Source organism: Actinoallomurus sp. NPDC052308 (genome assembly GCF_040679195.1).
GTDB classification, from domain to species: Bacteria; Actinomycetota; Actinomycetes; order Streptosporangiales; family Streptosporangiaceae; genus Actinoallomurus; species Actinoallomurus liliacearum.
This window is the reverse complement of the sequence record NZ_JBFAUM010000002.1, coordinates 324,800-339,359: the sequence shown is the minus strand read 5'-3', so window position 1 is coordinate 339,359 and position 14,560 is coordinate 324,800. Positions and strand designations below refer to the sequence as shown.

The following is a 14,560-nucleotide window of genomic DNA, read 5'->3' as shown; positions in this document are numbered from 1 at the left end:
ATAGCGGCTTCAGTCGATGAGGCGGCGGCGCATGCCGCGGACGGCGAGCACCCACATCAACGCCGCGAACAGCGCGAGCGCGCCCACGTGGCCGAGATCCGTCAGCGGCCGGAGGCCGAACACGGCGTGCCGGACCAGCTCGACGCAGTGGTACAGCGGGTTGACGCGCGCCACCGTGTGGGCCCAGGCCGGCAGCGCGCTGATCGGGAAGAACGTGCCCGCGACCAGGAACAGCGGGGTCAGGATCCCCGTGATCACGTAGTCGAAGCTGTTGATCGATGGGACCACCGTGGACGTCCACACGCCGAACAGCGCGAACCCGGTCGCGGTGAGGATCGTGACCACCGGTACGGCGAGCACGCCGACGGAGGGGCGCAGGCCGAAGACCATCGCGACCAGCAGCGGCACGCAGGAGAACAGCCCGCTCTTGACGGCGATCCACGACGCCTCGCCCGCCACGAGCTCGTGCACGTCCACCGGCGCCGCCAGCATCGCGTCGTAGGAGTGCTGGTAGATCCGGCGGATGTAGGTGTTGAACATCCCCGGGAACACCGACGTGAACAGCGCTGCCGTGGCCACGACCCCCGTACCGACGAAGTCGACGTAGCGGTAGCCGGCGACGCTGCCCAGGAGCGATCCGAAGCCGAAGCCGAACGCCAGCAGGTAGAAGGTCGGCTCGACGGTGGAGGCGAACGACGAGGAGGTCCAGTAACGCCGGAAGAGGGCCAGCTCGTGCCGCCAGACGCCGCGTACGGGCGCCCACTCGAACCGGCGGAGTCTCGTGTCAGCCACCGTTGTCTCCGGTCAGGACGACGAACACGTCTTCGAGGCTGGCCGCCCGCCGTACGACCCGGTCGCCGTCGCCGAGCGCGGCGGCCAGCGACGGCGGGATGTGCTCGGCCCGCAGCACCGACACGGTCGGGCCGGTGCGGCGGGTGGGCAGGCCGGCCTGGCGTACGAGCGCCTCGATCTCGGCGAGCCGGTCGGGCGGGCCCTGGTGCTCCTCGACGCTGCCGCCCGCGTGGTGGGCGATCAGGTCGCCGGGCGTGCCCTGCGCGACGATCCGGCCGTCCGCCATCAGCGCGCAGGTGTCGGCGAGGCGTTCGGCCTCCTCGATGTAGTGGGTGGACATCAGGACGGTCGTGCCCTCGTCGCGCAGCGCGGCGATCAGGCCCCACAGGTCGGCGCGGACCTGGGGGTCGAGGCCGACGGTGGGCTCGTCGAGGAGGACGAGCCGCGGGGAGTGCACGAGCCCGCGGGCGACGAGGAGCCGCCGGCGCATGCCGCCGGACAGGTTCACGACGCGGGTCCTGGCACGCTCGGTGAGCCGGGCGATCTCCAGGGCGCGGTCGACGGCCCGGCGCCGCCCGGCCCGGGGGACGCGGTACAGGTGCGCGAAGACCTCGAGGTTCTGCCGGACGGTGAGCTCCTCGTCGAGGTTGTCGGTCTGCGGGACGACACCCATGAGCGCCCGCGCCTCCTTCGACTCGGCCGGGACGGGGTGGCCCAGGACGGTGATGGTGCCCTCGTCGGCGCGGGACTGGGCGGTCAGCATCCGCATGGTGGTCGACTTGCCGGCGCCGTTCGGGCCGAGCAGGCCGAGGCAGACCCCGGTCGGCACGTCGAGCGTGAGGCCGTCGACCGCGGTGATCTGCGATCCGTCCTTGTCGCGGTACCGCTTGACGACGTCGCGCAGGGTGATCGCCGGGAGGTCCGCCATGGTCTCCACGGTACGAACCGTCGACAACGCCGCGCCAGCGAATATCGTCGAGCCGTGGAGTTGCCGTGGAGACCGAACGACCAGCACGTGCCGGCGCGTGACCTGCGCGCCTCCGACGCCGACCGGGAGCGGGTCGTCGCGCTGCTGCGCGACGCCCACGGCGACGGCCGGCTCACCGTCGACGAGCACGCCGAGCGCGTCGAGGGCGCCTACTCCGCCCGCACGCTGGGCGAGCTGACCGCGCTGACCGCCGACCTGACCACCCCGGAGCAGCAGCCGATCCAGGTCGGGGACCGCCCGATGGTCGCGCTGTTCGGCACGGTACGGCGCGGCGGGCGCTGGGTGGTCCCGGTCACCCTGCCGGTGTCCGCGCTCTTCGGCACCGTGGAGATCGACCTGCGGGAGGCCCTGCTGCAGCGCCGGCACGTCGTCGTACGGGCGGCGATGCTCGGCGGGCGGCTCCGCCTTGTGGTGCCGGAGGGAGTGCGGGTGGAGTTCACCGGCCGGTCCGTCCTCGGCTCCCGGGACCTGCGGGTGCGGCCGCCGTACGAGGACGACGGCCCCGTCGTGGAGGTCAGTGGAGTGGTCGTGCTGGGGTCCGTCAACGCCCGTACGCCCAAGCGCCGTCGCCGCTGGTCGCTGAGCCGCCGCCGCCCGTGATCCCGTTGCAACACGGAGATCAGCAGGTCACGGGCGTTTCGGTAACGGTTAAGACTCCTACCTCCCGCTCCTCTTGAACTGGTACGGACCAGCTCCTATCGTTCCTTGCGATGCGCGATTTTGCTCAATGGGCGCGTAAATCGTGCACAACCTTTCATGCTGCGTGAAAGGAGGCGGCGGCGGGAGCCGCAGCAGAGCTGTGCCACGCCAAACGGCTGCTCGGAGGTGACGGGCTGAGGGGCCGGGCCGGGGGGTTGGCGAACCCATAAGACAGTGACCCGGGGACGTCGCGCGCACCCGCGTGGACCCGGAGCCGAAGCAAAAGCAGAAGGCGGGGACAGGTGAAACGGCATCTCACGGGCGCCATCGCCGCGGGTCTTACGGTGGCCCTCGGTCTGACCGGTTGCAGCAAGGGCAGTTCCTCCGGCGGCGGCGGCGGTGACAACAAGACGATCAGGTTCGTCGCCGCGATCTACGACGACAAGACCAAGGGTCTCTGGGACAGTCTGATCAAGACGTTCGAAGAGCAGAACAAGGGTTACAAGGTCAACCTGGAGATGGTCGACTGGACCCAGATGGACGCCAAGGTCAAGACCTACGTCCAGACGAAGCAGACGCCCGACATCCTGAACTACAACGCGTTCGCCGACTTCGCCCGGGACGGTCTGCTCTTCCCGGCCTCGGACGTGCTGTCGCCGCAGGTGTCGAGCGACATCCTCCCGTCGTTCATCGACGGCGACAAGTACAAGGGCACGCAGTACGCCGTGCCGCTGCTGTCCAGCGTCCGGCTGTTCTTCTACAACAAGGACGTCTTCAAGAAGGCCGGCATCGACACCCCGCCCAAGACGTGGGACGAGGTGCAGTCCGATGCCCAGAAGATCAAGGACAAGGTGAAGGGCGTCTTCCCGCTGGGCCTGCCGCTCGGCGCCGAGGAGTCCCAGGCCGAGTTCTTCATGTGGGCGATGAACAACGGCGGCGGCTACGTCGACCAGTCCGGCAACTGGTCGATCGACAGCCAGGCCAACGTGGACACGGTCAACTACCTCAAGGGCCTGACCAAGGGCGGCCTCACCCAGCCGAACCCGGAGACGACCGACCGCAAGGACGTCTTCAACGAGTTCGCGCAGGGCAAGATCGGCATGCTCAACGGCGCGGTCTTCATGCCCGCGGGCTTCATCAACAAGGTCAACGCCAAGCTGCCGTACGGCATCGCGCCGCTGCCCAGCAAGAGCGGCGCGACGTCCAACACGCTCGGCGTGCAGGACTTCCTGGTGGCGTTCAAGAACAACGGCGGCAAGAAGAAGGACGCCGTCTCGAAGTTCCTGAACTTCTTCTACCAGGCGAACAACGTGGCCAACTTCCAGAAGGAAGAGGGCTTCCTCCCGGTGACCAAGTCGGCGGGCGACGTGATCGCGAACGCGGTGCCGTACGACAAGCCGTTCATCGACGCGCTGCCGAACGCGAAGTTCTACCCCACGGGCAACGCCGCCTGGGGACCGCTGGCGAACACGATCAAGGAGAAGCTCGGCACCGCCATCACCGGCGACCCGAAGAGCGTCCTGAGTGAGCTCCAGCAGACCGCGCAGAAGAACGGCTGACGGACGACCCGTGCACGACACCATCGAGGCGCAGGGCGCCGGGGCCACCTCCCCGGCGCCGGCGCCGCCGTCGACGAGCGCCCTCCGCCGGTTCGGCCGGGCGCTCGGCCCGCTTCCGTGGATCGGCCCCGCCGTCATCCTGATCGCCACCGTGGTCCTGTGGCCGGTGATCGAGATGGTCCGGACGTCACTGCTGAGGATCAGTTCCTCCGGTGCGACGCTCGGCACCCGCGGGACCGGCAACTACCGTGACCTGTTCGACGAGTCCGACCTCGTCAGCGTGCTGCTGCGGACCGTGGTGTGGGTGGTCGGCGTCGTCCTCGTGACGATCGTGGTGTCGCTGGCGCTCGGGCAACTGCTCAACGCCCGCTTCCCGGGACGGCGCCTGGTGCGCTGGGCGGTCATCGTGCCATGGGCGGCGTCGGTGCTGATGACCGCGCTGACGTGGAAGTGGATGCTCAACTACTACTACGGCATCGTCAACAAGGTCCTGCAGGGCGCGGGAATCATCGATCACCCGGTGAACTGGCTGTCCCACCCCGCGCAGGCGATGATGTGGATGATGTGGGTGGCGGTGTTCGTCTCGCTGCCGTTCACCTCGTTCGTCATCCTCGCCGGCCTGCAGACGGTCCCGGACGAGGTGTACGAGGCGGCGCGCGTCGACGGCGCCGGCCGCGCGCGGACGTACTTCAGCATCACGCTGCCGCTGCTGCGACCGTCCCTGCTGGTCGCGGCGATCATCAACGTGATCAACGTCTTCAACTCGTTCCCGATCATCTACGCGATGACCGGCGGCGGGCCCGGGAGCAAGACCGACACCAGCACGACCTTCATGTACAAGCTGGCCTTCACCGGGAGCGGCGACGTCGGGGAGTCCGCCGCGATGGCGGTCGTGAACTTCGCGCTGATCCTCATCCTGGTGCTGGTCTACCTGCGGGTCGTCGGCTGGCGCGGGGAGGCACAGTCATGAGCAGCCCGAGCACCGCGCGCCGGGAAGGCGGGCCGTCCACGATGGCCCGCCGGGCCAAGGTCGCGATCCTCGCCGGCGTCGGCTACCTGGTGGCGTTCGTCTTCATCGCGCCGTACCTGGAGATGGCGCTCACCGCGCTCAAGCCCGACCGCGAACTGACCGCGTCGCCGACCACGCTCCTGCCGAAGCACTGGGACTTCGCCAACTTCGTCAACGTGTGGAAAGCGGCGCCGATCTGGAAGAACATGCAGGTGTCGCTCATCGTCGCCGCCGTGGCGACGTTGATCGCACTGGCGGTCGCGCTGCCGGCGGCGTACTACACCGCGCGCCACCGGTTCCGCGGGCGCGGCGCGTTCCTCCTGCTGGTCCTCGTCACCCAGATGTTCGCGCCGACCGCCCTGGTGATCGGCATCTACCGCGAGATGGTCGCGCTCAACCTGACCGACACGCTGTTCGGGCTGATCCTGGTCAACGCCGCCTTCAACCTGCCGTTCTGCGTGTGGATCCTGCACGGGTACTTCTCCAGCATCCCGAAGGCGCTGGAGGAGGCCGCCTACCTGGACGGCGCGGGCAAGGTCAAGGCGCTGACCCGGGTGACGCTGCCGCTGTCCCTGCCGGGTCTGGTCACCGCGGTGATCTACACCTTCATCGGGGCGTGGAACGAGTACGTCGTCGCCCTGACGATCACGTCCTCGCCCGACCGGCAGCCGCTGACCGTGGCCGTCCCCGGATTCGTCACGTCGTACCAGCAGCACTGGCAGTACCTGTTCGCGACCTCGCTGATCGCGATCGTGCCGGTGGTCATCCTGTTCGTCTTCATCGAGCGCTACCTCATCGGCGGCCTCACCGCCGGCTCGGTGAAATAGCCCCCAAGGGCAACGGGCGGGGGCGACGCGCCCCCGCCCGATCGCCTCAGCCGGCCGCGTCGAAGTCGATCGCGGAGTAGGCGCGCAGCTTGGACAGCCTGTGCTCGCTGTGGATCCGGCGGATCGTCCCGCTGCGCGAGCGCATGACCAGCGAGTGCGTGGACGTGATCCCCTTGCCGTAGCGGACGCCGCCGACCAGCTCCCCGTCGGTGATGCCGGTCGCGGCGAAGAACACGTCGTCGGAGGCCACGAGGTCGTCCGTCGTCAGGACGCGCGACAGGTCGTGCCCCGCGTCGATCGCCTTCTGCCGCTCCGCGTCGTCCTTCGGCCACAGCTTGCCCTGGAGCACGCCGCCGAGGGACTTGATCGCGCAGGCCGCGATGATGCCCTCCGGCGTGCCGCCGATGCCGAGCATCAGGTCGATGCCCGTGCCCTCGCGGGCGGCCATGATCGCGCCGGCCACGTCGCCGTCGGTGATGAACTTGATCCGCGCGCCCGCCTCGCGGATCTCCTTCACGATGCCCTCGTGCCGCGGCCGGTCGAGGATCACGACGGTCACGTCACCGGGCGAGGAGTGCTTCGCCCGCGCGACGGCGCGGATGTTGTCGGCCACGGACGCCTCGATGTCGACGACGTCCGCCGCCTCCGGGCCCGTCGCCAGCTTCTCCATGTAGAACACGGCGGACGGGTCGTACATCGTGCCGCGGGGACTGACGGCGATCACGGCGATCGCGTTGTTCATCCCCAGCGCCGTCAGCCGCGTTCCGTCGATCGGATCGACGGCCACGTCACAGTCGGCGCCGCTGCCGTCCCCCACCTGCTCGCCGTTGAACAGCATCGGGGCGTGGTCCTTCTCACCTTCGCCGATCACCACGACGCCGTTCATCGAGACCGTGTTGATGAGCTGGCGCATGGCGTTCACGGCGGCCCCGTCGGCGCCGTTCTTGTCGCCGCGGCCGACCCACCGGGCAGCGGCCATCGCCGCCGCCTCCGTCACGCGTACCAACTCCAGGGCGAGGTTGCGGTCCGGGGCGTGGGCCTCGGTGGTCAGCGGGGACGATACGGTCGTTTCTTCAGTCATGGCGATGTGGGCCTTTCCTGGCGGGCTTTACCTGACGGGTCACCCGGACGGGTCTCCTTCGATCGTATTTCCGAGCAGACAGGGCGTAATCTAGGGCCGTCATGAGCAGCGACATCGAGTGGCAGGCCGACGAGCGGCCGACGCGGGCCGGTGGGCCGGCCGTGGGGTGCTCCCGCGGCGTGCCGTCCGTACGGCGCGTGTTCGGCGTACCTTCCACCCCACGAGGAGCGCGTCAGTGAGCGTCGAACCCGTTTCGCGGATGTCGGATCGTGGTGCCGCCACGCGGAGCGCGCTGCTGGCGGCCGCCCGCGAGGTGTTCTCCGAGGCCGGGTTCGCCCAGGCGGCGGTCACCGACATCGTCGCCAAGGCGGGGGCCAGCGTCGGCAGCCTCTACCACCACTTCAGCGGCAAGGCCGATCTCTACCTGACGCTCTTCGGCGAGTTCCAGTCCCGTCAGCAGGAGCGCACCCGGGAGGCCGTCCACCGGGCCCGTGACCTGGGTGAGTCCGACCCCATGCGGATGTTCATCGCGGGTGCGCGCGCCTACCTCGACGGCTGCCTCGCCGAGCCCGACCTGTCCCGCCTGTTCGTGTCCGGCGACGGGCCGCCCGGGTTCGACCGGGTGCTGCGCGACCGGCTGCGCACCTGGGCGCGGCGCAACGCCGCGCTGTTCGAGACCGGCGACGGCGACGTCGACGAGGCCCTCGTGGTCGTGCTGACCGGCGCCGTGTCCGGCGCGGTCTCGGAGGTGGCGCTGTCGGAGGACGATGAGGCGTCCCGGCGGCTGGCCGACGACGTGCTGGCGATCATCTCGAGTATGGAGAGCCGCCGTGAGCGAAAGCCGTGACGCGGCCCGGACGCCGGTGAGCGAGGCGGAGCCCCCCGAGGTGTCCGAAACCCAGAACCGAGAGGCGTCCCGAGCGGAGGAGGCGTCCGCCGAGCGGTCCTCGGAGGCATCCGGTGCGGGCGGTGCCGAGGCGGCCGCGGGTGTCCCGGCCGGCGAGGGGCCGATCGTCGTGTCGCCCTCGGTCTACCGGCGGCTGACGTCCGGGGTGCCGGGCTTCGCGATGGCGATGCTCTCCTGCCTGGTGGTGGTCGGGTTCGTCCTGCTGGTCACTCCCCGGCGCAATCCGAACGCCATCCCGCAGGCCGACTACCACGGCGATCTGAACGGCCTGGTGGCGATCGCGCCGTTCACCGTGCAGGCGCCCCAGGGGCTGGACCCGAAGTGGTATCCCACCAGCTCGCGGCTGAGCGGCCGGGCGAACGGCCCGATCGGCTGGCACCTCGGGTACTACACGCCGGGCAAGCAGTACGCCGCGCTTGAGGAGAGCAACGAGCGGCCGGACGGCAGCGACGGTTTCGTCGCCCGCATGACCAGCCAGGGCAAGCCGGACGGCTCGCTCCAGGTGGCCGGCGCGGCGTGGGACAAGACGCTCCGTAAGGACAAGAACCAGCGGTCGCTCGTGCGGCGGCTGCCCGGCGTCACCCTGGTCGTCACGGGTACGGCCTCGTACGAGGAACTCGCCGCGCTCGCGGGCTCCCTTCGGCCCCAGCCGAAGGCGTCCCCAGGGAAGTCCGAAACCCCGCGATAGTCGGGAGATTCGGGTAGCTTGGGGATCATGGGGACCCCACTGATCGTCGCGCTTGCGAGATGCCGTGCAGGCACGAGCCTCCCCCTGAGGACGTACAACGGTGGACTCCTCATTCTCCGACCATGAGGTGTCGCCGGACTCCACCGGAGCGGCACCGTCCTCCGCGGGCGGGCGCGAACGCGCGAGCGTGGCGGCGGCCGTAGCCCTCGTCGTCGGTCTCGCGCTCGGCGGCGGAGGCTGGCTCGTCTACCGGAACCACACCGCCTGCCAGGACCGGTCGCTCACCGTGACGGCCGACCCGGCCATCGCGGCGGTGATCACCGAGGTCGCGGTCCGCTACAACAAGGCCCGCTGCGCCGACGTGAACGTCGTGACCGGCGACTCCGCGCAGACGGCGCGGCTGCTCGCGTCCGGCGACGAGGCCGCCGACGCCCGGCCCGACGTCTGGATCGCCGACTCCTCGCTGTGGTTCGACGGCGTCAAGAGCCAGGCGGTGCGGTCCGCGCCGTCCGTGGCGTCGTCTCCGGTGGTGTTCGCCATGACACCGGAGAACGCCCAGCGTTACGGGTCGCGGCTGGCGGGCCGGGGATGGGGCGCGTTCACGACCGGCGCCTACAGCCTGCGCCTGCTCGACCCGGTTCCGTCCGCGACCGCGATGACGTCGCTGCTCGCCCTCTCGTCCGCCGCGGGCGGCGGGTCCGGGGGACTGCAGACGTTCAGCCGCATGCTGCAGGGCGTCAAGCCGTCGTCGGACGTCACGGATGCCATCGCCGCCCTCGCCGACCAGGGCAGGCCGCCCGTGCTGCCGCTCGCGGAGCAGACCATCTGGCGGCAGCGGCAGGAGGGACGCCAGGTCGCCGCGGTGTACCCGGCGACGGCCCCGACCCTCGACTTCCCGTACGCCGTCCTCACCACCGACCGGGAACGCGGACGGGTCGCGGCGGGCCTGCTCGGCGCGCTGCGCTCCGCCGACGGCATGGCCCGCCTGCACGCCGCCGGACTGCGCACCCCGGCCGGCGACGCGGGCAGGCCGGCCTCCTCCGGACTGCCCGCCACCGCGCCGCGGGCACTGCCTGTGGTCCGCCCTGGAGCGGCGCTCGCCATGCGCGGGACCTGGGAGAAGATGCAGCAGGGCCTGCGGGCCATCGCGCTGATCGACGTTTCCGGCGCGACGCTCGCCCGGATGGGGTCCCGGACGCGCGTGCAGGTGATGACGGGGGCGCTGAGCAACGGCCTGTCGCTGCTGGAGGACGACACCGAGTTCGGGCTGTGGTCCTTCCCCGCCCACGGCCGCCCGTACCAGCGGCTGGTCGAGACCGGCCCGCTGCGGGAGCTCGCCCCCACCGGAACCCGCCGGGCCCGGCTGCTCCAGCGGATCGACCGGCTGCGGGCGAAGCGGGGAAGGGACGGCGGCATGTACGACGCCATCCTCGACGCCTACCGTGAGCTGTCGCAGGGATACCGGCCCGGAATGCTCAACGAGATCCTCGTGCTGACCGGCGGCGCCTCCGGCAGCCGGGACGGCCGCACGCTCGACCGGCTGGTCGCCGAGCTGAAGAAGGACTTCGACCCGGAACGCCAGGTCAACATCACCCTCATGGCGTTCGGGGACGGCGTCGACATGAGGCCCCTGCGGAAGATCGCCGAGGCGACGGCGGGCGCCGCCTACTCCATCCGGAACGACCAGCAGATCATGACCCTGTTCCGCTGCGCCGTCGCCCTACGCGTCGACGAAGACCTGCCCTGCCCGCGCTGACCATGAAGGCCACTCTGACCTCGCGGCTCTACGTCACGGTCCGGCTGTTGATGTACGCGCGTCTGCTGCTGCTCGCGATGGCGGTCGTCCTCGTGCCGAGCGTGCGCTTCACCTGGGCGGTGCTCGTCCCCATGGGCGCCGTGGCCGTGATCTCGGTCACGGTGGCGCAGCTGACGGGCCGGCTGCTGCCGCTGCTGGCCCGCAGGCCGCTCATGCTGGCCCTGGACGCCGCCGTGGTCTACCTCGTCCTGGAGTCCGCCGGCGCCTTCGGCCCGTTCTTCCTCTTCAGCGTGGTCACCTCGGCACTGGCGGGGGTCCTGTACGAGTGGCGGGGCCTGCTGTTCGTGTGCGCGCTGCAGGTCATGCTGTACGACCTGGCCGCCCGGTCGATCCAGAGCGTCGGCCTGCAGGCGGTGGTCGCGCTGCCGGTCTTCTACCCGGTGGCGGGATGCGTCGGCATCGCCGTGCACCGGCTGCTCCAGCAGTACGCCGAGGCCGAGGAGGCCCGCCGCGAGGCCGAGGTGGTCGCGGCGTCCGCGGAGGAACGCCTGAGGCTCGCCCGCGACATGCACGACTCGCTGGCCAAGACGCTGCACGGGGTCGCGCTGTCGGCGGCCGCACTGCCGGCCTGGGTGCGCAAGTCCCCGGCGCGCGCCGAGCAGGAGGCGGAGAACATCGCCGCGGGACTGAAGATCGCACTGGCCGAGGCCAGAGAGCTCATCGCCGGCCTGCGGGACGGCGACCAGAGCCGGCCGCTGGCCGAGGCCGTCCGGCGGATGACGGCGGACTGGGCGGCGAGCACCGGGATCACGGTGGAGGTCGGCGCGACCGCCGACGTGCGCCTACCCCCCGCGTGGCGAGCGGAGACGCTGGCGATCCTCAAAGAGGCGCTGACCAACGTCGAACGCCACGCCGCCGCCGCGACCGTGCGCGTCACCCTGACGGCGGACGACCGCGGCGTGGAGCTGTCCGTACGGGACGACGGCAGGGGCTTCGCCTGCCCGCCCGCCATGGCCGACCTGACGACCGCGCTGGCACGGGACGGCCACTACGGCGTCGTCGGAATGGCGGAACGGGCCAGGCGGGTCGGCGGCCTGCTGACCCTGACGTCCGCGCCCGGCAACGGCAGCACGCTCACGGTCTGCCTGCCGGAGGTCAACGGAGTACGGGAGGCGGTTCGATGATCAGCGTCATGGTGGTGGACGACAACCCGGTCGTGCTGATGGGGCTCGTCGCGCTCCTGGAGGTCGCCGACGACGTCGAGATCGTCGCGACGGCCCGTGACGGCCGTCAGGCCGTCGATCTGGCCCGGCGGCTCCGCCCCGACCTGGTCCTCCTCGACGTGCGCATGCCCGACGTCGACGGCATCCGGGCGGCCGGCCCGCTCTCCGCGATCAGCAAGGTGCTCATGCTGTCGTACAACGAGGACCCCGACTCGATCCGCGACTCCATCCAGGCTGGAGCGTGCGGGTACCTCGTCCACGGATCGTTCTCTCCGGACGACCTCGTCGTGGCGATCCGCGACGTCGTGGCGGGCCGCGCCAACCCGCTGTCCGCGGTGGCGGCCCGGGTCGTGGTGGAGTCCCTGCAGTCCGCGTCCGCCGGCCCACCGCCCGGATGCGGCGGCCTGGGCCTGTCCACGCGGGAGGTGGAGGTGATGCGCCTGATCGCACAGGGGCGCTCGAACCTGGAGATCGCCGACGGGCTCGTGCTGTCCGAGAAGACCGTCAAGAACCACGTCAGCCGTATCTACGCCAAACTCGGCGTGCGCTCCCGGGCCGCGGCGATCGCCCGCTGGCTCGGCACCGCGAAGTCCTGAGCGCGGGCCCGCCGCCATCGCCCGCCGGACCACATCGGCGAGCTCGGACGACGCGTCGGCGAACCCTGGACGGCGCGTCGGCGTTTCGACGGAGTCAGAAGGGCGCGCCTTCCGAGCGCTCCGTCGGCTCGGCGCGCTCGGCCATGGCCGCGGCGAGCCTGGCCCGCGCCCCCTCCAGCCACTCCTCGCAGATCGCGGCCAGCTTCTCGCCGCGCTCCCACAGGGCCAGGGACTCCTCGAGCGTCAGGCCGCCCGCCTCGAGGCGTCGTACGACGTCCGTCAGCTCGTCGCGGGCCTGCTCGTAGGACAGTTCCGGTTTCTCCTCCGCCACGCTCCAACCCTAGAGGTAGTTCCGCCGCGAGCGGTGGGAGACGCCGGTCAGGAGGCCAGGTTCCCGATGATCACCAGCATCCAGAACAGGACGAAGAGCACCGGGTAGACGTAGGCGGCCGGCCGCTCGAACACCGAGGGTCCGGGGTCCAGGGGCGCCGGGGCGCCCGCCGTGGTCGGCTGGGGCGCGGGCAGGTTCGCCACCTTGCCGCGGGCGATCAGGTTGAAGAGCAGGAAGAACGGCGTCAGCGCGATCGCGCCGATGCTGCACCAGCCGCCGGCCAGCGTCTTCGTCGTCTGCTTGCGGAACGTCGCCAGGCCGCAGTCCCGGCAGAACGGCCCGCGCGCCGTCCAGATGGTGTGCATGATGACCGCGCCGACGACGCCGCGGAACGTCGCCTCCGCCGCGGGACCGTTCCCGCAGACACGGCAGGTGGCTCCGTTGAACCCTGACTGGGCACCCATCTGCGCCGGGTAGCCCTGGGCCGGCGCCTGCTGGTACGCCATCGGCTGTCCCTGGTACCCCTGCGCGGGGTAGGCGGGCTGCTGTCCCTGGTACCCCTGTGCCGGGTAGGCGGGCTGCTGTCCCTGGTAGGCCTGCTGGTAACCCTGGTCGGCCGGGTACGCCCCGGGCTGTCCCTGCGCGGGCGGGTAACCCTGCGGCGCCTGGTAGGGCTGCTGGTACTGCTGCGGGGCGGCCTGCCGCTGGGGGTATCCCTGGTAGGGCTGCTGGCCGTAGGGGCCGGGCTGCTGGTACGGCGGAGGCTGGGTCAACGGGGGTCCTTTTCGCGAGGTCGGGTCCATGCCGCTGTCCGCGGTCGGTCAGCCCGAGGGAAGGTGTGCCAGTGGCAGGAGACCATTTTTGCCACTTATGGGGCCTTTGCGCATCCTGTTCCGCCGGAAACGCCTGCTCAGACCGCGTCGACGCGCACCGTGATCCGGCCGTCCTTGAACCGCACCAGCAACTCGTCGTCCTTGCGGACGTCCGCCGCCGCCCGTACGACGGACTCGTCGGGGCGCTGTGCGATCGCGTAGCCGCGCTCGAGCGTGGCCGCGGGGGAGAGGGCGACGAGCCGGGCGCGGGTGTGCGACAGGCCGTCCCCCGCCCGGTCGAGGGCCGCGGCCAGGCAGCGCCGAGACCGGTCCCGCAGGGTCGCGACGCCCTCCGCCTGTCGCTCGATCTCCCGCGCCGGGTCGGCGAGCGCGGGCCGGGATCGCATGCCCGTCAGCCACTGGATCTCGCGTTCGACCCGTCCGGACAGGCAGCGGCGCCCCCGGTCGCGCAGCTGGCCGACGAGCGCGAGCTGTTCGCGGACGTCGGGGACGGTCTTCTTCGCCGCGTCCGTCGGGGTGGAGGCGCGCACGTCGGCGACGTAGTCGAGCAGGGGCGTGTCCTGTTCGTGGCCGATCGCGGAGACGACGGGCGTACGGGCGGCGGCGACCGCGCGGACCAGCGCCTCGTCGGAGAACGGCAGCAGATCCTCCAGGGACCCGCCGCCCCGGGCGATGATGATCACCTCGACGTCGGGCGCGGCGTCCAGCCGGCGCAGCGCGTCGATGATCTCGCCCACCGCATACGAACCCTGCACGGCGGTGTTCTCCACCGTGAACCGGACGGCGGGCCAGCGGCGCCGGGAGTTCTCCAGCACGTCGCGCTCGGCGGCGGAGTCGCGGCCGCAGATCAGGCCGATCGTTCCGGGCAGGAACGGCAGCGGGCGCTTGCGCTCGGCGTTGAACACCCCCTCGGCGGCGAGGAGCTGCTTGAGGCGTTCGAGCCGGGCGAGCAGCTCGCCCACGCCCACGGGCCGGATCTCGAACGCCGACAGCGCGAAGGACCCGCGGTTGATGTAGAAGTCCGGCTTGGCGTGCACGACGACGCGCGCGCCGTCGATCACGGCCGGACCCGCGTTGTCGCACACGGCGCGGGGGCACGTCACCCGCACCGAGACGTTCGCCACCGGATCGCGCAGCGTGAAGTACACCGTGCCGCCACGGCGGTTCAGCTCGGTGATCTGGCCTTCGACCCAGATCCTTCCGAGCTTGGCGATCCAGCCGCCCACGAGCTGCAGGACGGTGCGGACCGGGGTGGGCTGCTCCGGTGAGCTCTCCAAGGCCATGGCCGAAGCCTAGCCAATACTTCGCCACTCGATATATGGTTCGGTCGC

General features: G+C 71.0%; 15 protein-coding genes. 9 read left to right on the top strand and 6 right to left on the bottom strand.

What is annotated here, in order from left to right:
• Positions 1-9: 9 nt before the first annotated feature.
• Positions 10-792, bottom strand: coding sequence for an ABC transporter permease (locus AB0L00_RS07615; RefSeq protein WP_364429798.1), 783 nt, complete (start codon positions 790-792; stop codon positions 10-12).
• Positions 785-1,720, bottom strand: coding sequence for an ABC transporter ATP-binding protein (locus AB0L00_RS07610; RefSeq protein ID WP_364429795.1), 936 nt, complete (start codon positions 1,718-1,720; stop codon positions 785-787). Before AB0L00_RS07610 ends, AB0L00_RS07615 begins: the two co-directional genes overlap by 8 nt.
• A gap of 54 nt (positions 1,721-1,774) precedes the next feature.
• On the opposite strand from AB0L00_RS07610, the gene AB0L00_RS07605 reads away from it, so the two are divergent.
• The 4 genes from AB0L00_RS07605 to AB0L00_RS07590 all read left to right on the top strand — a co-directional run bounded on the left by AB0L00_RS07605 (position 1,775) and on the right by AB0L00_RS07590 (position 5,814).
• Positions 1,775-2,380 (top strand): DUF1707 domain-containing protein, encoded by a 606-nt coding sequence (locus tag AB0L00_RS07605; protein ID WP_345354389.1) that lies wholly within the window; start codon positions 1,775-1,777, stop codon positions 2,378-2,380.
• A gap of 341 nt (positions 2,381-2,721) precedes the next feature.
• The gene (locus AB0L00_RS07600) at positions 2,722-3,978 is read left to right on the top strand and encodes an extracellular solute-binding protein (RefSeq protein ID WP_364429791.1); all 1,257 of its coding nucleotides are present in this window, start codon (positions 2,722-2,724) and stop codon (positions 3,976-3,978) included.
• Between the two features lie 10 nt (positions 3,979-3,988).
• Positions 3,989-4,948, top strand: a complete 960-nt coding sequence (locus tag AB0L00_RS07595) for a sugar ABC transporter permease (RefSeq protein ID WP_364429788.1) — start codon at positions 3,989-3,991, stop codon at positions 4,946-4,948.
• On the top strand, positions 4,945-5,814 hold the full coding sequence (locus AB0L00_RS07590; protein WP_364429785.1) for a carbohydrate ABC transporter permease: 870 nt from the start codon (positions 4,945-4,947) through the stop codon (positions 5,812-5,814). Before AB0L00_RS07595 ends, AB0L00_RS07590 begins: the two co-directional genes overlap by 4 nt.
• A gap of 46 nt (positions 5,815-5,860) precedes the next feature.
• Here the strand turns inward: AB0L00_RS07590 and glpX are convergent, their stop codons facing one another.
• Positions 5,861-6,895, bottom strand: a complete 1,035-nt coding sequence (glpX, locus tag AB0L00_RS07585) for a class II fructose-bisphosphatase (RefSeq protein WP_345354381.1) — start codon at positions 6,893-6,895, stop codon at positions 5,861-5,863.
• Positions 6,896-7,154: 259 nt separating this feature from the next.
• Here glpX and AB0L00_RS07580 point away from each other — a divergent pair, with 259 nt between their 5' ends.
• From AB0L00_RS07580 to AB0L00_RS07560, 5 genes are all read left to right on the top strand, one after another.
• Positions 7,155-7,742 carry a TetR/AcrR family transcriptional regulator gene (locus AB0L00_RS07580; RefSeq protein ID WP_345355917.1) on the top strand — a complete coding sequence of 196 codons (588 nt, stop codon included), beginning with the start codon at positions 7,155-7,157 and terminating at the stop codon, positions 7,740-7,742.
• Positions 7,726-8,490, top strand: coding sequence for a DUF4245 domain-containing protein (locus AB0L00_RS07575; RefSeq protein ID WP_364429782.1), 765 nt, complete (start codon positions 7,726-7,728; stop codon positions 8,488-8,490). The genes AB0L00_RS07580 and AB0L00_RS07575 overlap by 17 nt, the downstream gene beginning before the upstream one ends.
• A 100-nt stretch (positions 8,491-8,590) precedes the next feature.
• Complete coding sequence (locus tag AB0L00_RS07570; protein WP_364429780.1) at positions 8,591-10,246, top strand: substrate-binding and VWA domain-containing protein; 1,656 nt, start codon at positions 8,591-8,593, stop codon at positions 10,244-10,246.
• A gap of 2 nt (positions 10,247-10,248) precedes the next feature.
• Positions 10,249-11,430, top strand: a complete 1,182-nt coding sequence (locus tag AB0L00_RS07565) for a sensor histidine kinase (RefSeq protein WP_364429777.1) — start codon at positions 10,249-10,251, stop codon at positions 11,428-11,430.
• The gene (locus tag AB0L00_RS07560; protein WP_364429774.1) at positions 11,427-12,065 is read left to right on the top strand and encodes a response regulator transcription factor; all 639 of its coding nucleotides are present in this window, start codon (positions 11,427-11,429) and stop codon (positions 12,063-12,065) included. Before AB0L00_RS07565 ends, AB0L00_RS07560 begins: the two co-directional genes overlap by 4 nt.
• Positions 12,066-12,159: 94 nt before the next feature.
• On the opposite strand, the gene AB0L00_RS07555 is transcribed toward AB0L00_RS07560, so the two are convergent.
• The 3 genes from AB0L00_RS07555 to xseA form a co-directional block, all read right to left on the bottom strand.
• A complete protein-coding gene (locus tag AB0L00_RS07555) occupies positions 12,160-12,396 on the bottom strand; it encodes an exodeoxyribonuclease VII small subunit (RefSeq protein ID WP_345354369.1) in 237 nt (78 codons plus the stop codon).
• A 47-nt stretch (positions 12,397-12,443) separates the two neighbouring features.
• Complete coding sequence (locus AB0L00_RS07550) at positions 12,444-13,169, bottom strand: hypothetical protein (RefSeq protein WP_364429772.1); 726 nt, start codon at positions 13,167-13,169, stop codon at positions 12,444-12,446.
• A 137-nt stretch (positions 13,170-13,306) separates the two neighbouring features.
• The gene (gene xseA / locus AB0L00_RS07545) at positions 13,307-14,512 is read right to left on the bottom strand and encodes an exodeoxyribonuclease VII large subunit (RefSeq protein ID WP_364429769.1); all 1,206 of its coding nucleotides are present in this window, start codon (positions 14,510-14,512) and stop codon (positions 13,307-13,309) included.
• Between the last annotated feature and the right edge of the window lie 48 nt (positions 14,513-14,560).